This is a genomic window from Mycobacterium gordonae (assembly GCF_002101675.1).
Taxonomy (GTDB): Bacteria; Actinomycetota; Actinomycetes; order Mycobacteriales; family Mycobacteriaceae; genus Mycobacterium; species Mycobacterium gordonae.
The window spans coordinates 1-20865 of record NZ_LQOY01000170.1; the positions used below are offsets into that span (position 1 = coordinate 1).

8 protein-coding genes are annotated in these 20865 nt (G+C 60.0%); 5 read left to right on the forward strand and 3 right to left on the reverse strand.

Going from position 1 to position 20865, the window contains the following annotated elements; translation table 11 throughout:
* The first annotated feature begins 262 nt into the window (after positions 1-262).
* From AWC08_RS23290 to AWC08_RS23305, 5 genes are all read left to right on the forward strand, one after another.
* Positions 263-3628, forward strand: a complete 3366-nt coding sequence (locus AWC08_RS23290) for a hypothetical protein (RefSeq protein ID WP_069432876.1) — start codon at positions 263-265, stop codon at positions 3626-3628.
* Positions 3621-8264, forward strand: a complete 4644-nt coding sequence (locus AWC08_RS23295) for a DEAD/DEAH box helicase (protein WP_069432913.1) — start codon at positions 3621-3623, stop codon at positions 8262-8264. The genes AWC08_RS23290 and AWC08_RS23295 overlap by 8 nt, the downstream gene beginning before the upstream one ends.
* A 148-nt stretch (positions 8265-8412) precedes the next feature.
* A complete protein-coding gene (locus AWC08_RS23300; RefSeq protein ID WP_232007751.1) occupies positions 8413-9294 on the forward strand; it encodes a vWA domain-containing protein in 882 nt (293 codons plus the stop codon).
* Entirely contained in the window at positions 9260-10096 is an 837-nt protein-coding gene (locus AWC08_RS35740; protein WP_142283750.1) for a hypothetical protein, read from the forward strand. The genes AWC08_RS23300 and AWC08_RS35740 overlap by 35 nt, the downstream gene beginning before the upstream one ends.
* Before the next feature lie 5 nt (positions 10097-10101).
* Positions 10102-12237: a protein kinase domain-containing protein gene (locus tag AWC08_RS23305; protein ID WP_083271025.1), complete on the forward strand. Its 2136-nt coding sequence runs from the start codon at positions 10102-10104 to the stop codon at positions 12235-12237.
* A gap of 44 nt (positions 12238-12281) precedes the next feature.
* Here the strand turns inward: AWC08_RS23305 and AWC08_RS23310 are convergent, their stop codons facing one another.
* Genes AWC08_RS23310 through AWC08_RS23320 form a run of 3 tightly spaced genes read right to left on the reverse strand, consistent with a single transcriptional unit; the run spans position 12282 to position 20767 of the window.
* A complete protein-coding gene (locus tag AWC08_RS23310) occupies positions 12282-14543 on the reverse strand; it encodes a GmrSD restriction endonuclease domain-containing protein (protein ID WP_069432879.1) in 2262 nt (753 codons plus the stop codon).
* Positions 14544-14556: 13 nt separating this feature from the next.
* On the reverse strand, positions 14557-16650 hold the full coding sequence (locus tag AWC08_RS23315) for a 3'-5' exonuclease (protein WP_069432880.1): 2094 nt from the start codon (positions 16648-16650) through the stop codon (positions 14557-14559).
* Positions 16631-20767 (reverse strand): Eco57I restriction-modification methylase domain-containing protein, encoded by a 4137-nt coding sequence (locus AWC08_RS23320; RefSeq protein ID WP_069432881.1) that lies wholly within the window; start codon positions 20765-20767, stop codon positions 16631-16633. Before AWC08_RS23320 ends, AWC08_RS23315 begins: the two co-directional genes overlap by 20 nt.
* Positions 20768-20865 lie beyond the last annotated feature (98 nt).

Here is a 20865-nt window from a genome sequence, read left to right on the forward strand (position 1 = left end):
AGATCACCCATCCAATCTGATCGGGTGGCCTACTTTTCAACCGTCGCGACTGGCCTGGTTTTCAACCGTCGTCAACAGAGACCGCAGTTCGTTGGCGACCGATACCCTGCGAGCGGGCCCTTGCAGAACGTTCGCCTCTTGCTTTTTTGAGCGCCCAAGCGAAGAGATTCGCTAACACCCCCTGCGTGTCGGTGCCCTGTCCTAAAGTGCCCCGAGAGTCGAAATCAGGTGGGGGATTGCGGTGACGTCGCTAGCAGATTGGATGAGCGATAAGGACTTCGAATGGCGGACACGCCTGAAGCCAGTCAGGCTCGTCATCGAGACGGACTTTTCCGCGGACGAGATCAGGACCGCTCAGAGTAAGTACGGCGTGGCAGCAACGCATCTGATCCATCGTGGCTGGACGCACGATAAGATCATCAAGCGGTTCCCGGCGCTCACGCTGATGATCCTCGTCGGGCATGCAGCTCTTGCTTATGACCACGGCGCCTATTGGGAAAGCTTCTGGGACGAGCTCGGTATGTCGCGCGACGGTGACTTCGAGAACGCGATCCGCCGAAGCACTGTCGGACTGCTCGACAAGTTTTCTCTGGCGCGCTTCCCGGCAATCGAGCGGGAGAGCTCGCGCAGATTCGTCATGATGTTCGCGTTGCATGCCGGTATCCCGGTGCATTGCCTGGGCGATCTGCTCACGCTGATCAACGACCACATTGCGCAGGGCCGGCCCGCCACTGGCGCCGCAGTCATGGAGTGGCTTGAAGAGCCGGGCAAGGAATACCGAACAGACACCCTCACGATGCCCGTCCGGAACTTCCTCCATAACGGAGCGGAGTTCGCCGTCGACATCCTCGACCGAGTTATCGAATTCGTTGAGGCAACTGCCGCAGACCCCTCATTGTTCGAGGTGGAGTTAGACGCCTCGACGACCGGGCTACCGGGAGTGTTGCTTGAACAACTGATCTCTCGATTGCGGGAAACCCCGCCGCCGACTGCTCGCAAACGCACTGTCACAAAAACTCGGCAGCGTCCGGAAGTCTTGTACAACATCGACGATGACGAGATCGTTCTCGTCCTTCGCGCAGGCGCGCTCGATAATGGTCAACCTTGGCGCGTGTCATTTGATGGAGAGGTCCGCGAAGTTCATGCAGCTCGACGATGGGGTGGCGATGCACAGTCAGCGTTCGTCCGAACAGTCGTTCCTGGACCTATCCGGGAAGCAGTAGTTGTCCCGCCGGACGACTCGTTGGGCTTCGCCGTTCCTTTGGTTTTGAAGGCCGACCCTCTCTTAACGTTCGACCGGACCGGTCACTGGATTCCGCGGCGTGACGGTTTGAAGGACTGCGTGTGGGCGATCTTCCCACGCGATCATCAGCTGGTCGACGCAAGCACGCTTCGGCCGATCGACATCGGCGAAACCGGTTGCCCTGTCGGATGGCGTGGCTGGCGCAGCGCTTTCGTCGAGCTGGACCACGTAAACGCGCTGCAACTTGCGCTGAAGGATCAGCTTGTAGGTAGCGAACGCACCGTGCGAAAGGACGCACGACCCAGCTTTCAACTCGGCGACGCCGTGCCCGGAGTGCTCGCAGCGGATGGGCGAATGGTGTACAACGAGCGCCCGTGGGTCATGCTCCCGCTGTCGGAAACTCATCCTGCACCTCAGTGGAATGTTCGTGTGCGGCGGCTCGGAGACACCGAATGGATCGCCGATGAGTCATGGACCGCTGAAGACGTCGAGACGTGTGTAGATCCTTTCGACGATGCCGAAGAGCCCCAGTTGGGGCTTTTCGAAATCGTGGTGAGCGGCCCCCTTGGGGCCGATGCACGGTGCGTCATTTTCCTCGCCGAAGGGCTAGAGCTTGCTTTCGACACTCAGGTGCGCGTCCCCGTACAAGGGGGCCTCTCGCCATGCGTCGGCAACATTGACGCCGCTGATTTCTCTTTTTCCCGCAGCGGCCCATTCACATTCGGCCCTCACGACATAGAACTCAAAGTCGAACTGTCCGATACCAAGTCGGCTGTACCGTTGTTGCTACACCCTCCGCATGTGGAAATCCGAAGCGGCGAAGTCGGATCACCCGCCGGGTGGCGGATGACAGCCGACGTATGCGACCCCGAGGACTTCGTGCAGGACCGTTTCGTGGCGATTAGAGCACCCGGTGTCGAAAGCGCCAAGTTTGGCTATGTCTCTGCGGTCGGCGACCTCCTGCAACTTGACCCGACCCCGCGCAGGCGCCAGGGAGATGTGTTCGAGTCGCGGACACAACAATTCGCTGACACTGTCCGTCGTCAGCCCAATGGCCGAATTGTCGCGTCATTGATCACCGAGACTGGCCAGGTTGAGGTCACAGTACTTTTGGCTCAACCACAGCGGCTCGCTTCCGATGTGCACCTCGTCGATGGCGTTCTGGTATTCGACGGGCTTGCCACGGTTGATGACTTGGCCGTCTACGTGTGGAGCGGCACGGCTCCATGGCGTCGGGCGGAGATCATTCCTGTCGTTGCAGGCACAGCCACGCTCCCTAGCCATCTCGTAGAAGCAGGCGAATTGTTGTGCCGACTCTTCATTGATGACCCGTGGATCTCGGTCACTCCACCATTGACGCCGAGTGAGGATGCTTTCCGGGTAGAGCAGCTGGGCTGGCGTGAGGATGGCACGAGTGCTCAAGTGAAATTGTCCCGCTACCTTGTTGGTCGCCGCAGCGCGCCGATTGAGGTCGGCGCTATTCCGGAAGTCTGGGCGGCTCTGGCGAAGCTGCATTCGGATAGCAACCGCGAGCGGTTCGCCGGTCTCATACCGTTACTGGCCGATGATCCCAGAGAAGCGCTAGAATGCCTGGGCGACAGCACAATTCCGGCCGGCGAGAAGATGGCCATGCTGATACGCAGCGAGCTCGTAAATCAGGATTATTCGGCCGAGGAGACCTTCAACAAACTGCATTCGCATCCGTGGTTCGGATGCATGGTGGAACTTTCCGACCTCCCTTCGCTTTACCAACGTCGTAAAGAGGTACCAGCGGAACGCGCCGAAACTCTCGCTTACCTGCGAGACCGGGGGGGACAGCCCTTGATGGAGTTACTCCGGACGGGCAAGTCAGCCTGCATGCACCGCGCTGGTTTCGACGCAAACGTTTTCGCGATGAATGCCGTGCCGGGTAACCAGGTCGAAGCGAAATTGAGTGAGATCCAGCTCGTGCCCCGCGCCCAGTTGCACCCCGACACGCTGCGAGCTGCCGTTTACGAGGCGTTCTCCCGACGCACAGAATGGATCAAATCTGGTTGGTCTGACAACTTCGCCCAGCAGACGTCGTTCGTTGTTAGTCCGATCAGGCGAACCTCAATGCTGGCCCACGAGACCATCGCGGTGCGAAGTGATCGTGTCCGCGGAATGGACGTCGTCGAGCATCCTTGGATGCTGATGGCCGTTCAGTCGCTAACCTTGGCGTTCCTGGCCCGGCTTGAGGCTCACGGCAGGATTAGCGGGCAATACCTGAACTCCGGCTTGCTTGCTGAGTGGGCGCGTCTGGCGCAACTCTGCCCAACGATGGTGGCCAATGACTTATTGATTGCCGAGGCTCTGATGCTGTACGACCGTCGAGGTGATCTCATCGGAGGAGGGCGCCATGACTGATCGGCTGGATCCGCTGGAAGCTGCCAAACAGATCGAGGGCAGCTACAAGCGTTATCTCAAAACACTTCTTGCACCGCGCGACGAACGCTTGGCGGCAGCCTTTGACGCCGAAATCGATGTCAGCACGATGCTGATCAAGGGGCCTATCCTCGAGATGACGCCGCCCTACGAGACCGGCGCGACATGTCGTCAACTTATCGATGAGGGTGTGCTCCATCCCGAATTCGTCAAGATCAACAGCGAGGCTCTCCCTATAGACCAGCCTCTCTATGTTCACCAAGAATCCGCCATTCGAAAGTTCATCGCAGGCCGTAACTTAGCGGTTAGCACCGGCACTGGCTCGGGCAAGACGGAGAGCTTCCTCATACCGATCATCAACTCGCTTGTCGAGGAAGCGGCGCACGGCAGATTAGGGCCCGGTGTGCGAGCGCTGCTCCTTTATCCGATGAATGCCCTGGCGAATGACCAGCTCAAGCGTCTTCGTTCCGTCCTCGCCAACTGCCCTGATATTACGTTCGGGCGCTATACGGGCGAGACCATTGAAGATTCGCGAGCGGCGGAAACCGACTTCCTGCAGTCCAATCCGGGCGCCCGGCGTCGCCCCAACGAGTTGCTCAGCCGGGACGAGATGCGGAGCGCTCCACCGCACCTCCTACTGACCAACTATGCGATGCTCGAATACCTCCTTCTGCGACCTGCGGACATTGACCTCTTCGACGGGCCCTACAAGGGAACCTGGCGGTTCATCGTGATGGACGAAGCCCACGTCTACGACGGTGCCCAAGGTTCTGAGGTTGCGCTCCTACTTCGTCGGCTGAAACAGCGGGTCGCGCCTGGCTCAAACATTCAGTGCGTTGCCACGTCCGCGTCGCTGACGGGATCAACCCGCAACGACCCGCGCGGTGAAGCAATGGAGTTCGCGAGCAACCTCTTTGACGCTCCGTTCGAGTACGTCGACGGTGACCCAAGTCGGCAGGATCTCGTCGAGCCGTTAAGGAACCGGCATTCGCCCGCACCGCAATGGCGCCTCACCGGGGAGCAGTTGATGGCACTGCGGAGCGGTCAGATCGAGCCTGCTGCGGTAGCCCCTTCAGACATTGGGCTCGCTGAAGCGCTCAGCAACGAGGAGTCGATCATTGAACTGAAGGAGGCGCTCAGTAGGAAGCCGGTCGACGTACGAGCACTGCGGCCGCATCTTTGGCCAGACGACGATCAGTCGGCTGAGAAGCTGGATTCGCTCGTGCAACTCGGAAGCAGTATCCAAGACGCGGCTGGCCATCCGGTGCTTTCTGCGCGGTATCACCTTTTCGTGCGCGCTACCGAGGGCGCGTTTGTCAGCTTCAATGATGATGGGCCGCATATATTCCTCGCCAGGCACGAAGTGGATCCTTCCACTGGACGCGCAGTCTTCGAATTCGGAACGTGCACCCGCTGCGGTGCCGTTCACCTCGCGGGGGAGTTGGATCACCGCGACGGCCGGGAGTATTTTCTGCCCTCCAAAAAGGCTGATTCCTCAGTGAATTGGCTCGTCCTTGCGGATGAAGAGGGTGAGGTACTCCTCGATGAGGATGAGCTGACGTTAGCCGAAGACGAGGCCAAGTCGGCAAAGTCTGACCCAGCTACGGGTCGGCTGTGCACAGGGTGTGGCCTGCTCGCCGATGCAGCGGCTACGACGTGCCCGTCGCCTGACTGCGGCGGGGGAAAGCTCCTCACGGTGCGGGAGCACCCTCGATCGACGCGGATCATGACCCGCTGCACGGAGTGTGGTGCGCAATCGCGTCAGGGTATCCGACGACTTCGGACTGATGTGAATGCGGCACCGGCCGTGGTCACCACCGCGCTCTATCAGCAACTGCCCGAAGCAGGCGATCAAGCCGCCGATCAAGTCGGCGGCGGCCGGAAGCTTCTGATGTTCTCCGACTCGCGGCAGGCGGCGGCTTTTGCCGCGCCGTATCTTGACCGCACCTACTCCCGCATGCTGGAAAGGCGTTACATTGCACAAGCCCTGGCCGACCCGGCCGCAGCACGCAGTGAGCTCACCGTCGGCGACCTGGCGATTCTGGCCCGCGAAAAAGCGGATGCTGCAGGGCATTTTGCCAAGGGCTTAGGCAATATCGAGATCACCCAGGCCGTTAATCAGTGGGTATCTGGTGAGTTGATGACCCTCGAGACGCGTCAATCGCTCGAAGGACTCGGTCTGATGCGGGTGGCGCTGCGTCAAGATTTCCCCATCGAAATGCGCGGATTTGCCTCACTCGGGTTCACGGAAAGCGAGGCCTGGGCGCTTTTGAATGAACTCGTCAAGACAGTGCGGCTTCAAGGCGCGGTCACGGTGCTTGATCGCGTCAATGTCAAGGATGAGCGATTTGCCCCGCGTAACACTCGGGTACGCATGCGCTCCACCGGGTCAGATCGAGCCAAACAGATCATCAGCTGGAGTCCAAGCGGCACAGGAACAAGCAACAGCCGAATCATATTCGTAAGCAAAGTGCTTGCCGCCTTATCAAGCGAGGTCGCACCTAGTCGAATTCTTGAAGGTTGTTGGAAGACACTCGAATCTGGCGGGTTTCTGGTGGCTGAATCCGATCGCGTGCTTGGACGGGTCTATCAGCTAGATCACAGCACGCTGTCAGTTTGCAACGGTGCAAACATCCAGTGGCACCGGTGTGGTACCTGTCGGCTGCTTACTGCGTTCACGATCCGCGGCATCTGTCCCAACAGCCGTTGCATCGGCAAGTTGGAGCCGTACAAAACCCCGCCTCCGCAGAGCGACACAAACCACTACCGAGTCGTTTACCAGACGATGAACACGGCACCGCTGACTGCACGCGAACACACCGCGCAATGGGACGCTAAGGTAGCGGCCGAAATTCAACGCGACTTCGTCGGTGGCAAGGTAAACGTTCTCTCTTGCTCTACGACGTTCGAGCTTGGTGTTGACGTCGGCGACCTCCAGTCGGTTATGTTGCGCAATATGCCGCCGAAGACCGCTAATTATGTTCAGCGCGCTGGTCGCGCCGGCCGCCGTGCCGCCTCCGCGGCTCTTGTCGTAACATACGCGAACCGTTCCGCGCACGATCTAGCGCAATATCAGGACCCGAACGCGATGATCGCGGGCCGAATGCGTATCCCCTGGGTGCCGACCGACAATGCGAGAATCGCGCGCCGTCATGCGCACTCCGTAGCGCTAGCTTCCTACTTCCGCTATTGCTTCGAGGAGCGCGGTGAGAGATGGAAGTCGGCCGGGCAATTCTTCTCGGCCGCGCCGGATGGCGGTCCCTCGCCCGCGAGCCGAGTGCATGAATACCTCACACCGGTTCCCGCAGCGTTGGCAGAGGCATTGCGAGCAGCGCTGCCGACGAGTGTGCAAGCGGAGATCGGTGTGAACGACGGCACCTGGGTCGAAGCACTGGTGGAATTGCTGAAGTCGACGGAAACGGAGCTAACCAAAGACGTTGCCGACATAGAAGAACGGATCGAAGAGTCGGTTAAGGAGCGTAAGTTCAGCCTCAGTAAACGCCTCCAAGACACGTTACGAACCATCACAGGGCGAGAACTCCTCGGATACCTGGCCAACCGAAATATTCTGCCTAAGTACGGATTTCCGGTCGACACCGTTGAGCTCACCACGCTCTATGCCGCGGATCCGGTTGGACGTCAACTTGAGCTCGGTCGTGACCTCAGCTTGGCGATCTATGACTATGCGCCTGGGAACCAAGTAGTGGCCGGGGGCAGAGTCTGGACCTCGACGGGGCTTAGGAAGCGCCCAGGGAAGGAGCTGGTGCGCCACAGCTACCGAATCTGTCCGGCCTGCGGCCGTTTTCAGCGCGGCACGAAACTTGATCCCGGTGAGCTCTGTCCCAGCTGCGGAGATCCATTCAAGTCAATCGGCACATTGATCATTCCCGAGTTTGGCTTCATCGCCGACAGTGATACCCAAGATGTAGGGAGCGCTCCGCCGGAACGGCGCTGGCACGGAGGTAGCTACGTTGAGACTCCGGGCGACGATGCCGGCCAATACCACTGGTCTGGACACAACGGATTGAAAGTGACTGCGCGCGCCGGGGTCCGGGCTTGGCTGGCCGTCGTCTCGGACGGCACCGGCGAGGGATTCCAGCTCTGTGAATGGTGCGGCTGGGCGCGCGCGGCCGAGCGGGGGAGCCGACGCCGCAAGCATGAGCGCCCGGACAATGGACGCGACTGCGACGGGCCGCTTGAAAGGATCTCGCTTGGACATCGGTATCAGTCCGATGTTGCCGAGTTCACCTTCGATGGGGTCTCCTATCGTAATGAGCATCAAGCGAATTGGTTGTCCTCGCTTTACGCTCTGCTTGAGGGCGCCTCATACGCACTGGAGATCAGTCGCGACGACATCGACGGAGCTTTGTCGTGGAGCGCTGATCACCGCCGCAGCATCGTCCTGTTCGATACCGTTCCTGGGGGCGCCGGTGCGGCTAAGAAGATTGCGGAGAACATAGGGCTGGTCCTCGAGACTGCGGTCAAAAGAATGACGGACTGCGACTGCGGCGAAGAGACCTCTTGCTATGGGTGTCTTCGCACCTACCGGAACGCGCGCTTTCACGAAGATCTTTCGCGGCGGGCGGCGCTGACATTGCTTGGCGGGGCGGCGGGGTGAGTCTCGCAGGGGTGGCAGGATAGGAAGGTGCCGCGGGTTGGGGACGGGGACCAGTCGGCGGAACAAAGATTCCCGTGCATGCGGCAAGTGAGGAAGGGGCGCACTTATGCATCCGTGAGTGGTCTACCCGGTAGTCCGAATCTATTGCATGATCGTCATATCAACCGTGGCGAAAGAAAAGTGGGAGGTTAGCGTGGTATACGCCGCCGAAATCAGTCGAGCGAATCCGACGTGTTTCGTATTCGTCGTCGACCAGTCCGCCAGCATGGACGACGCGATTGGCGGAGAGCTGAGGCAGAAGAAGTCGGAGGTGGTCGCCGATGCTATCAATAGGTTGCTGTTCGAGCTCACACTCCGGTGCGCGAAGGAGGAAGGTGTACGGGACTACTTCCATATCGCGGTACTGGGATACGGCGGAGCGGTAAATTCAGCGTTCTCTGGGCCGCTCAGTGGACGTGATCTGGTGCCGATCAGCCAGATCGCCGAGTCACCCGCGCGGCTGGAGGAGCGCACGAAGAAGGTGCCTGATGGGGCAGGGGGGCTTGTCGAGCAGCAGGTCAAGTTTCCGATTTGGCTTGATGCACAAGCTGGGGGCGGGACGCCTATGGTGCAGGCCCTGACACGGGCAGAAGCCCTGGTATCGAGTTGGGTAGAGCAGCACCCGGCCGGATTTCCACCGGTTGTATTGCACCTTACGGATGGGGAAAGCACCGACGGAGATCCGACAGAGATCGCAATGAGGCTTCGATCTCAGCTCACCACAGACGGCAACGTTCTCTTGTTCAACCTTCACGTAAGCACGACGGGTGGCAAACCAATTTCGTTTCCGGCGTCCGAGGCAGCTCTGCCGGACCAGTTCTCCCGCTTACTGTTCGGCATGTCGAGCTTGTTGCCATCCCAGATAAGGGCTGCGGCAGCTAACCAGGGGTACGGCGTCGAGGAGGGCTCGAAGGGCTTCGTGTACAACGCCGACGTGGCGGGTATCGTGCAATTTCTTGAAATCGGTACTCGCGCAAGCGATCTTCGCTGAGCTACCCATGCGCGGGCAGATCGACACGTTCTGGCTGCCGAAAGCTGGGTCGACAGAGGAGGAATACGAGGACGCCTCGGCCAACAGTGTTGGCGACCAACCCAGCGTTGAGCTAGCCGAGGGGGTCGACGATGTCAGATTAGCGGTGGCAGACGGAGCTACAGAAAGTCTTCTTTCTGGGCGTTGGGCGAAGGTGCTGTCCCGTCGTGTCGTAACGGAGCGGATTCCTCACAGACGGTGGCCCGATGCAATCGATTCAGCGATCAACGATTGGCCGGGCCAACTGGACGCGTATCGCGCAGAACGGCTCCGACGGAATAAGCCGATCGCTTGGTATGAAGAGCCGGGCCTGGCACATGGTGCCGAAGCCACACTCGTAGCCCTGAGGATTCGTAATCCGCGCGGCGGTGATCAAGGTTACTGGTGGGCGATGGCGGTCGGTGACGCCACGCTTTTTCATATTCGCGGTGAGGTGTGCTTGAGGGCCTTTCCAGTGAAGCGTTCCAGCGCGTTTGGCACAACGCCGGCGCTCATCCGGAGCCTGGACCACGAATGCGCTTTCAAACGTCGGTTGCGGAGGACCAGCGGCGACTGGCAACCAGAAGATTTATTCTTCCTCTGCACGGATGCGCTCGCCGCCTGGTTCTTGGAACGTCGAGAACAATCGGAAAGGCCTTGGGAGATCTGGCGAGACTTCGGATGTAGCGACTGCCAACCGTTCGCCAGTTGGGTGTCGGATGAGCGCTCAAACGGCAGGTTGAAGAACGACGATGTCACGCTGGTCCGTGTGCACTGTTTTTGACCGCCATGACAACTTTTCCCTCGAACGGCGACTACGTTGAGGCACTGCAAAACACCGGCACGTGCTTCCAGGACCAGGATCTAAAGGCCGGTCGAGTGGATCTGACTCCACTCGGCATACCCAAAGCCATATCGGGCAACTTCGCGTCAGTCTTCTCGATTACTGGTTCGTCCGGCAAGCGGTATGCAGTGAAGTGTTTCACCAAGCAGGTCACGGGGCAGCATAGACGCTACCAAGCCATTCACGGCATCCTAGCCAACATGGCCCGGCCTTGGCAGGTGGGGTTCGAGTACATAGAGAAGGGTGTCCTAGTCCGTGGGCAGTGGCACGCGATTCTGCGCATGGAATGGGTTGAGGGATCGCAGACGCTAATCCCTTGGTTGACCCAGAGTCTCGGCCATCCTGATCGGATCATCCAAGTGGCGAACCAGTTCGCTGATTGTGTGGCAGATCTGCACGCTGCCGGCATTGCCCACGGAGACCTGCAGCACGGGAACCTTCTGATCGACACGCATCACAGACTTCGCGTTATTGACTATGACGGCATGTTCGTGCCGTCGATTAAAGACCTTGGTTCCAATGAACTCGGTCTTGCGAACTATCAACATCCGCGCCGATCTAGGAGCGACTTCGGTCCCGAGTTAGATCGATTTAGCGCTTGGCTCATCTACGGTTCACTACTCTCGCTGGCGGCACAGCCTACGCTTTGGTACAGCTTTCGCCAAGAAGGTGACGAGAAGCTGCTCCTTGGCAAGGAGGAGTTCGAGCCGCCGCTCGACGTTATCGGGCGAATGCGGTCCCTGGGCTCCCCACACACAGAGTTTGCGGACGTCCTCAGAGAGGCGCTCGCGCCGTCGAGCTCACCGGCCACAGTCCCGGAGTTCGACCGGAAACGCATTCCGCACCCGGAAATTACCCGCATCGAGCCCAAAGTAGCTGACCCTCTTGCGAACTCACAAGCGTGGTGGCGGCAAGCCGCCGCCGCTCCTGCGGATGGTACTTCCGCATCCGGCCAGCCGGAGCGCACGCCTCGCGTGGGCACCGGGTGGCTGCGAAGCCACCAGGCTCCGCTTCCGCCCATCGAGGTGGTTCGTCCTAGTCGCGCATCGAAATTAATCGGCTTACTGCTGATTGCGATGGGGCTTCTCAGCGCAGCTGCTCTCGGAACCTTGTCAAACTTGTTACTCGGTGGCCTAGTGCTTCTGATGTGGGGCGCTGCGATGATGACCGGAGCTTGGGTGCTCTGGAATCGAACCGATCCCGTGGTCAAACGATCTGCTGCGCGTCGGCAAGTGAAGCTGGCGCGGCGTGAGTTGGACCGGCAAGAGGCGCGGGTAGCCGAAGCACGAAACGCTCGAAGCAGTTTAGATGGAAAAGAGCGACGAGATCTCCAAGCACTAGAGAGTCGACGATCAAAATTGCCGAAGTCTGCGACTGATGAATACGAGCGGAAATCGAAGGATCTGCGGAAGAGTGTTACAGCGCTACAAGACGCCCTCAAGCGATTGGATGCTGCAAAGGCGGCAGAACTCCGACAGCAATTGAAAGCGTCGCAAGAGAAGCACATTCAAAATTATTTGGCCTCAAGGCTTATAAAGCCGGGCGTCATCCATGGCATAGGGCCCGCGATGGTCGCTGCTCTCGCCGCCAATGGAATACACACTGCCGCCGATCTTGCCGCTGTAAGTGGAACACAATTCCGTAGAACCGGATCAAGCTACTGGTTCACCATCAGCGGCATCGGACCTGCTAAGGCGGCGGCAATCCACTCCTGGCATCAACTCCAACTCACCGCTGCGCAAAGCCGAGCTCCGCAGTGGTTATCCTCGACGCAGACGAAAGCTATCGAGACTAAGTTTGCGGATGAGAAGCGAACAACACAGGCGGCTATCGACGCTGTGGGCCCGAAGCTGCATGCGCTGAAGACAGCCATCGACGCTAAGTACACCGCCGAAGATCAGGAGATTACGCAGAAAATAGAGCTGGTTCGGCTTGACTATCGGCATCGGCGGTCCGCCGCCGATGCGACCGTTGCCCAGGTGGTTACGCAGTTACAGAAGCTCGAAGACGAACTTTCAGATGCGCAGAGGAACCTCGACCGGTATCAGTCGGTGTCGTTCTTGAAGTACTTGAGTGCTTAGCAGTGAAGAGTTATCCCCGGATGTTTCCTCGGCTTGAATCCGCCTCACGGCTCATACCCGAACTGCTCAAGTCGCCGACGTGCAACTTCAATCTCGTCCTCACTGAACAGTTCTGAGAAAGGCGACTCAAGGACTAGCGCTTCAACGGTAAGGTCAAGCCGCCCGCGCTCCCACAGTTGCGCGAACCCGTCAGAGACTGCCGGGGATGCCAGAAGTTTGTGCGCCGTTTCTTGAGGGCCATATTGAGACAACATGCTTAGGAAATAATTGGCGCTGTATCCGGCTTCCGAACGGCCGCGTTCGTATATGGCCTTCATGCGCTCGCCGAATTGACTCTCAGCGGGGCTTGCGTCTGGCTCGCTGGCCGCAGCGACGGCTGGAGAAGCTTCACCGGCCGCGGCCGCACTTTCGTTGTCAAGGAAACCCAGTAGCGCATCCACCGAGGTGAATACTTGGTACCCGAGTTCCTCTAGCCGAGGCAGATCGGCATCGTCCGGATCCAGTTCTAGGACCACAGGCGAACCAATGCCTTGTTGGAGGCCGTCAGGCCAAAACGCTTCGGCCACGGCCAATTCAGTTCTACTCACGGGATCAGGGATTTCGGCATCGACAAGTGGACTTGCAAACCCACGGCTCTCCAGCTCTGTTATCAGTGCACGAATCTGCTCGCCGCGCGGGTCGTCGACGACTTCGTCGGCTACTTGGAGTCGCTCGAGCGTGACGTTGTCATGTGGCGACTCGGGACTGCGAAGACTTTCGAGGAAGGATTGCGCGGTCGCAGCGAGCAGTTTACGGCGCGCTGCGAGGAAATCCGCGTAGCGCTCCACTCGCCACAATTCCGGATCGGTTGGAATCCATTGGGATTCCAAGACACCGGGGTGCTTTGCCTGTACTTCTGGTAGATACTCCGCGGGGTCGCGCATCCCGATCTTGAGGTTGGTGTCCTGGGTCAGGAAGCAGAAATTCGCGATCGCATTGATCTCGTTGCGCTCCAACCCATGCTTACGCAACAGCGCCTTGGGGAAGATGTGGTGCACTTGCAAGGACGTGAGTTTGCCGAGCAACTCAGCACGCAACTCCAGACCACTACCAAAATCGCGTGCTCCGTCGACTCGCGTCAACAGGTACAAGAGGGGATAGAAGCGTGACCCCCTGGTGGCTCCGCCAAAGTCGTCGGGGCTCACGATTAGATGCCCGCCGCGGACTCGCTCCAGGACGGCAATGAGCGCGTCGACTCCGCCACGCTCGGCAGCGTCATAATCTTGTTGGAGGTACGTCTCTGTGGAGCCGCTGAATCTGCCCCACAACGCGGAATGCACGTACCAGTAGAGCACCTTGTCGCGGTGGGCGCTGTCGCTGAAACCTCCGCCGTTGAGGTGAAGAAGCCGTGTGATGACGGGGGTCGCGTAGCGGCCCATAAGCACTCGGTCGTGATCGAGACCCAGGCGACCGGACGCGGCGTCGAGGAAAGTGCCAACGTGATTCACCGATTTTCCGAGCGCCGACTCGAAATCGGCAGCCGAAACATCAGTCAGAGAAGAGAACAACGCCCTGCCGGTCGCGACTGCCGTGGCGTTCCGTAGCAGCCAGTCGAGGGAGAACCTAAAGCCGGCCTTCTTCCAGCGATCTAGGTTGTCGCGCAGCTCTTTTCGCGCTTCTGGCCACTCGGCACAAAGCTTCGCCAGTGCAAGGTCACCCTTGGACAACTTGGTGCCGCCGGAGTTGACCTTATTGAAGATGTCGACGACTTCATCGACCGTCTTGCCGGCACCGGTGATCTTCTCGGAGTTGAAGTTGCGGTTCTCGATCTCTTTAATGCGGTTGAGACGCCCTAAGTACGTGTTAAGCACTTCACGTTCAACGTTGGGGAATGCCGAGAGGTATTCAAACGGACCTTTATGGAATAGCTCGGTAACGTTCACCCAGGTCGGGTCACCAGCCATCTTCGTTGGAGCATAGAACTCGAAAGACTCTGCCTCCACGTTGAAATACAGCCCAGTGAAGGCACTCTTGTCGCCCTCGAAGAACGGCGGAGGCGTACCGCGGATGACCCCGTACATCGAGGTGACTCGTTGCTGACCGTCGAGCAGGAGCTGCCGCGTTCCGCTGCCGCTGGACGCGCCGCGGACGGTGATGTCTTCCGATGTCGTCTCCCACACCAGCAGACCGCCGACTGGGTATCCGCGGTACAACGACCGCATCAGGCCGCGAACCTGGTCACGGTTCCAGACGTAGCCGCGTTGGAACTCCGGAAGAAGCACGACGCCGGAATCGATTTCGTCCAGCAGAGTAGACAGGCGGGTCACCGAAACTCCTTAATCAGGTTTTGTCTAGAACGGTCAGGAAGGGGCTGGGGTCGCCGTGCCAAGTGACGAGTAATTGTTCGCGCGCACGGGTGCAGGCCACAAAGAGCAGACACCGTTCTCGCTCCAGGTCTTGCTGGTGCGTTTGTTTGTCGTCCTCGAGCGGAGTGACGGCGTTCGCGGCAGGCAGCAGCTTGGCGCTGACACCGGCGGCGCATACGCAGCGGAATTCCAGTCCCTTCATGCGGTGCATCGTTCCGACGCGGACGGCCTCGTCGTCGTCCGAAGTCTTGGCAAGATCAATACTGTCGATTCCGGCCGCTTTGAGGGCGTGCTGAATCTTCGAGATCATCCAGTTGGCCCGCACCGCTATCCCAATCTCTGACGGCACGATTCCGCTATCGGTCCACTCCTTGACAGTCGCGGCAATGAACCTGGCCTCGGCCTCGGGGCTTTGGTGTCTCTTCAGGCTCGGCGGCTGTCCGTGTACGTAGGACTTGCAGCCGGCAATGGAATCCAGGCCACCTTCCATGTCGTCGATCGGTTGGCCGCGCAGCAAGCCCAGGCTCCAGCCGAGGATCTCGGCGGTAGTTCGGTAGTTGATATTCAGCCGAGAAGACCGGCCAGCGATATTAATGCCGACGTCGCGCAAGCTGACGCGATTGTCATAGATCCGCTGGTGCGTGTCCCCAGCAATGAAAATATCGTCAGGTGCTTCGGCGACTGCCGCGCGTAGCAGCCGCCATTGGTCCGGGCTGAGGTCTTGGGCTTCGTCAATAACTATGTGGCGGAACGGCTTATCAGTCGCTTCCTCCAGCAGACGGGTCGCCTGCCGCCGGATGGTTTCGTGTGTCCACACGCCCTGCCGAGTGAGAGTTTGTTCGAACTCCCAGACCGCCTGCCAGACCCGGGCCCGCTGGGCTGGCCCAAGGGCGCGCCCGCGTCCGGTGCGCTTGGCGGCTAGGTAGGCGTCGGCCGTGCTGATGCGGCGGGCAAGCACGACCTGTCGCCATTCCTCGGACAGGAATACAGGCGTGAAGTTCAGCCCAAGTTCGCCGATCAGCCCCGCCCACAACGCTTTTTCGTCTTGAGAGCCGAGCATGACTGGTGCGCCGTGCGTCTTTCGGAAGACGCGGTGAGCGATCCGGTCGACGTGTGATACCTCGATGCGGCTTTCGACTTTCTCGTCGTCGACGAGCATGTCGAGGCCGGATTGGAGCGTCTCGGAAAGCGTTGAGGTGAAGGTGGTGACGAGTACTTTGCCCTCACCGCGTTTCGCCAGCATGTGTGCGCGGTGCAGGGCGACGACGGTCTTACCGGTGCCGGGTCCGCCGGTGACACGGGCGGGCCCCTTGTAGGTCGCGTCGACCACGGCGCGCTGGGTCGGGTGCAAGTACACGCGCCAGGTGGCGAACGGGTAGGCGAACACCTCCATGATTTCGTCGGGTCCGCTCACAAGGACAACGCGGTCGCTGCTGCGCAAGATGGCTGCGTCGATGTCTTGCGTGTCGACGGGTGTGCTCAGAATCTGCGCACCAAGGTCTGCCCACACCTCCTCAGGCGTGAAACCCGCGGCGAGGCCGAACAACACATCCCATTGAGTTTCTGGCAGAAATGATTTCGCCGCGTCGAGTTGTGCGGCATCGGTGACGGTTCGCGCGAACGCAAGTACCTTTTCGTCGATGCCAAGCTTAGATAGTTCTCCGTCGCTGAAGTTCCCGAAGATCGGGGCGCCAGCGCTCTTGGCCGCCCTTGCCATCTCGGGGATCTGGCGGTCGAGTTCGGCTTCGTCGCGGATCTCGATGCCGCCGGTGGCAGAGTTGACTGAGACCTTGTTGCGTTGCGCCCATGCGTATGCGTCGTCGTGTGGGAGCACTTTGAGCAGGGTGTACACGTCGCCGACGTTGGGCGCGAGGACGATTCCGCGCCAGGACTGGTCGATGCGGATCGACCGGAACCGCGGGTTCCGGGCGTTGGCGATCTTTTCCAGGTGCAGCCCGGTGTGGGTGGCGGAGTCGAATTCGTCGAAGACTTCGGTAACCCGATTGTAGACGGGCTTCTCCAGCTTGCCGAGATCTTTGAGGAATCCCTTATCGATGGCTAGTGGCATAGTTCTTCCGTTGCTTGACTTCGGAGTGACGGGGTCCTTCCCCGGCGGGTGGATCAGCGAGGGGCTTCCAGCCCTTACCGCCTTTGGCGATCGCGTTGGCCATTCGGTCGTAGGCTTCAAGGACAAGACGTTTCGTGCGGTACTCTCCGAAGTCGCGTTCTTCGTACTTGCAAACGACCGCGAACGAATTGAGGACATGTTCGGCCTCATCGCGGTCGAGGCCGTAGATGTGAATGAATCCGGCGTCGAGGTCGGCGCGAAGGAGCGCGCGGCGGTCCGGATCCCAACGGAATGGTGGTCCTGCTGCACCGACGTCGTCGGCGTAAGGCTTCAACCGCCATGAGGTGTAGGACAATTCGACTAGATAGGGTCGCATCCAAGTTCGAAGATCGCATTCAGCCAGCCATTCGGTTCGCTTGGAGAACTCACTAGGGCCGGGGCAAGCCAATTGTTTTGCGGCGAACTCGTTGACGTGGGACCCACTCACTTTCTGGCGCGCGATGTAGTCGAATGGTATTGAGGACCAGGTGGCATGCAGCAAGTAGCCGAGCGACGAGTCTTCTAACGTTGCGACATAGAACGAGTTACCGACGGCTGATTGAGGCAAGACTGATGCAACGAATGTCCGCTCGTTGCCCTTATTGGTGATATCGCGCCACCCCAGCAACCAACCACGATCCCAACGTTTTTCCAACTTGGCGTCCAATTCCGCACGCGGAACCCAATACCTCGCCAACGGTTCGATCGCAGGATCGTCATGGTCAGCGTCGGAAATCCTGGGAAGTGCTCCCACATTGAGCTGTTCCTGGGTGGCTCCTCGGTAGGTTGAGAACCGGTGGTCGAAGTGACCGAGCATCTTTGCCTCGTAAAGCGGTAGATACTCGGTGCCGTGGGCCTTGTATGACCACCCATTGAAATCGTCCTGATCGAACGACTCTGCTTGGTGAAACCCGCTAGTTTTTGACAAGTTGAACAATCCCTGGCTGATATTAAGCCCCCAAGGATTGCCGCCCGGCACGCCCTCGCGGATCAGGACCGGATGTCGGCTGTACATCTTCACGGTGATGTCGGCGTCGACACGGCTTCTGAAGATCGGCAGATTTCCAGTATTTGGGTTTAGGATCAGGACCTCTGAGGGGGCGATCTCGAACATGCGTTCGTGCACTGTGCTGAGATAGCGATTCAGAAACGAGAACTTTGCTTTGCCTACGATGCGTTGCGGGCCGGTCACCACAGTAACTGCAAACCTCATCGCGTGGTGTACATCTCGGAAAATTTTCGACTCGTTCTCGAAATCGTAAAAGCACTGTAGGCGATCAGATTTCAGCGTATCGGAGAAGAAGTCAGCTCTGGTCTTGTCGGTGGCAAGTCCCGTGGGAGTAATGAATGCGGCGTATCCTAGCGGGCCGGCTACTAATCGCATTGATTCGGCAAATGCGCTGTAGGCGTTCATTTTTCCCTGTGCCGTAAGTGGGAAACGCCCTCCTCGGATCAGGTTGTTGATTGCGCTCGCCTGGCGCGCAGCCTCGCAGTAGTGTTGGTAAATATTTGGATCAGTCTCGGCTAGGTGAGCGATCATCGGCTTGCGGGCGTCAGCAGAACTCGCATTCGCGATGTCGGATAAGCCAAGGTTGGCGAAGAACTGCTTGTCTTCGAGTTGCAGTGCGTCCCACGGAGGATTGCCCACGACGCAGGAGAACCCGCCTGTCCATCCAGTGTCTGCGTTGGCGCTGCCGTCGTTGGGTGCGGTGAAGATGCCGGGGAACTCCAAGTGCCAGTGGAAAAATCGATATTTTCGAGCCAATGCACTGGCTTGGGCGACGACGGTGTCGGGCACCGACTTGGGACTTTCAGCGAGTGCTCGGAGGGTGCCATGGGTAATGCCCTGCCCAGATGCTGCCGGCCCCTTCTTGGGTTGCACGAACGCCGCGCACCACGCATCAGCGACCAATCTTGCGGCCACTAAGTCGGGATCATTCTCCAAACGTCGCCACGCATCGGCACGCGCTCTTAGGGCTGCAACCGATCCGACGGTGCCGGCGTCCGCTTCGCGGGCGGCCTTTGCGAACTGCCTCGTTTCGACGTTCAAGGTGCCAAGTTCTTCATCGATAGTGTGCTGGCCGAGATCAGACCTCCTTTCCTTCTTATTACGGGCCTTGAGTTTTGATGTCCACGTCGTGTCGTCATCGCCCAACACCTTGAAAGCCTCGTCAGGAATATTGTGGCGCAGCAGTTCCGGGGTGGTGCCGAGCAAGGCATTCCCGACACGAAAGTGCGCGTCGAGGAACGGAAAGGGCCGGTGGGCGTCGAAGGCTTCCAACCATAACGCCACCTTGGTGATCTCGATGGCAAGGTCGTTGAGGTCCACGCCGTAGACGCAGCGCTCGATGACGTCGGCGGTGGCAGCTCGAAGTGCCGCGGGCGTGGGTTCGGTTTCCCCAGTTCGGACGCTGGCCAAGGCGGCGGCGATCCGCCGTGCCGCAGCAACGACGAAATGTCCACTTCCACAGGCCGGGTCGACCACCGTCAGATCGAGGAGTGCCTGTTCGGCGTTAGACGCTCGGACAGCCTCGTCGATCAACGGGTTCAATGCCTCGTCGAGCACCAGCGCGATGAGGTCCGAAGGCGTGTAGTACGAGCCGGACTTCTTGCGCTCGTTGCCAGTAGACACATCGAGAAGGAAGACCCGTTCGTCGGCGTGGTAGCGCGGGGTGTAGGCCAACAGACCCTCGTACACGCCACCGAGCTCTTCGCTGTCGAGGTTGCGGTAATCGACCGGCCGCGGCAGCCCGGTGAACGGGTCGTCGATCTGGGATAGGGCCCGCACGGCCGCGAGGAATGCCCGGTTGGGAAGCTTTGCGCCATCGAGGACGCTCAACGCGTCGCGTGAGAACAACGTCGCACCAAGGCCACTGAGCCCAAGTGCGGTTAGTCCTTCGCCGGCCAGAGCGTCGGTGACGATCTGGTGGGCCTCCCAAAGGTCAGTGTGCCAGCCGCCGATCGGCTCGGCGGCCAGCCGGCGCAACCGTGCGGTAGAAAAGTAGTTCGCGTATAGGGTCCGTGCGCTGCCTGGGGCGTCGGAGCGGTGCAGCAGATCGCGGTCCTCGACCACGAACAGCACGATGAGCCGGTAGGCAATGCGCAGCAGCGCCCGTTGAAGATCGCGATCGGCGTCGGTGGCCGCAGCCAGCGTCTCGCGCAGCGCAGCATTGGACGGGTGCGCGACGAAGCCAGTACCCAGCTCCTTTAGGGCGGCGGCGACGCCGTGCTGCAGGTTCAGCAGGGCTCGGGCACCGTCGTCGATTGCGGTGGTTCGCCAGCGTTCAAGCCAGCAGTTGTCGAGTTTGGGTTCGGCTTGTTCGGCCTCGGAGTCCTCATCGGAATCCTCGGCGTCGGCAACGGCTTTAGCGACTTTGTCGTCGAGGCGAGGCGCGAAGCGGCTGGCGTGGACGGTCAGGAACAGGATGCGGAAGTCGGCGTATTGCTGGTCGGTAAATATTGCGTCGAGGTCGAATTCAACGAAAGACTGGCGAGTCAGGCTAGAGGCGTCACGCAACAACCGCAGCTGATGGCCGTTGGACAGGACCGCCCAAAGTGAGTGGTCCTCTCGGTTGAGGTAGTCCTGCACCATCGCCTGCGGAGCCCGTGCGGTCACGCCCGCAGTCTTGGTATCCAGGTCGGTACGAGCGCCCACCAAATGCAACGGCACCCATGCCGAGGCGTTCGCGGCGTCAGGCCAAGCGACTCGGTGAGAGATGGGGAAGTGCGGTGCTTCGGTTTCACCGAGGCCCGGCGTCACGGACAGCCCGCCGCTGATGGAATCCGGCCTACCCCAACCGAGTTCGTACAGAAGCGGCAGCAGCCATTTGTCCCGGGTGAGTTTGGTGGCGGCATCGCCATCCGGCAATCGCTGCAGAGCGGTGCTCCAGCTGCGGTGCGCGGCGAGCATGGCCTCCCACGCACGTGCGATGGCACCATTAACCGCCATTCCCGGTGGAAGCTGGTAAGCCTCTGCGGTCTGGCCAGGCATTCGCAGCTCACTGGCCCGCGGGATCGCTTCGGCGGGCAGGGCGGTGCCGACCGCGCGGACAGCGCGGAAGACGGTCAGCGCGCTCATCGGGCACCCGCCTCCGGCAAATACACGTAGAGACCGAGTACGTCGGCGGGCGGCAGGAATCGAACGGCGGGTGCCCGATGAGCGCGCTGACCGTCCGA

Excerpts from the sequence above, each read along its gene's own strand:
- AWC08_RS23290 (WP_069432876.1), top strand. The coding sequence starts at position 263 with ATGAGCGATAAGGACTTCGAATGGCGGACACGCCTGAAGCCAGTCAGG.
- AWC08_RS23295 (WP_069432913.1), top strand. The coding sequence starts at position 3,621 with ATGACTGATCGGCTGGATCCGCTGGAAGCTGCCAAACAGATCGAGGGC.
- AWC08_RS23300 (WP_232007751.1), top strand. The coding sequence starts at position 8,413 with ATGATCGTCATATCAACCGTGGCGAAAGAAAAGTGGGAGGTTAGCGTG.
- AWC08_RS23305 (WP_083271025.1), top strand. The coding sequence starts at position 10,102 with ATGACAACTTTTCCCTCGAACGGCGACTACGTTGAGGCACTGCAAAAC.
- AWC08_RS23315 (WP_069432880.1), bottom strand. The coding sequence starts at position 16,650 with ATGCCACTAGCCATCGATAAGGGATTCCTCAAAGATCTCGGCAAGCTG.
- AWC08_RS23320 (WP_069432881.1), bottom strand. The coding sequence starts at position 20,767 with ATGAGCGCGCTGACCGTCTTCCGCGCTGTCCGCGCGGTCGGCACCGCC.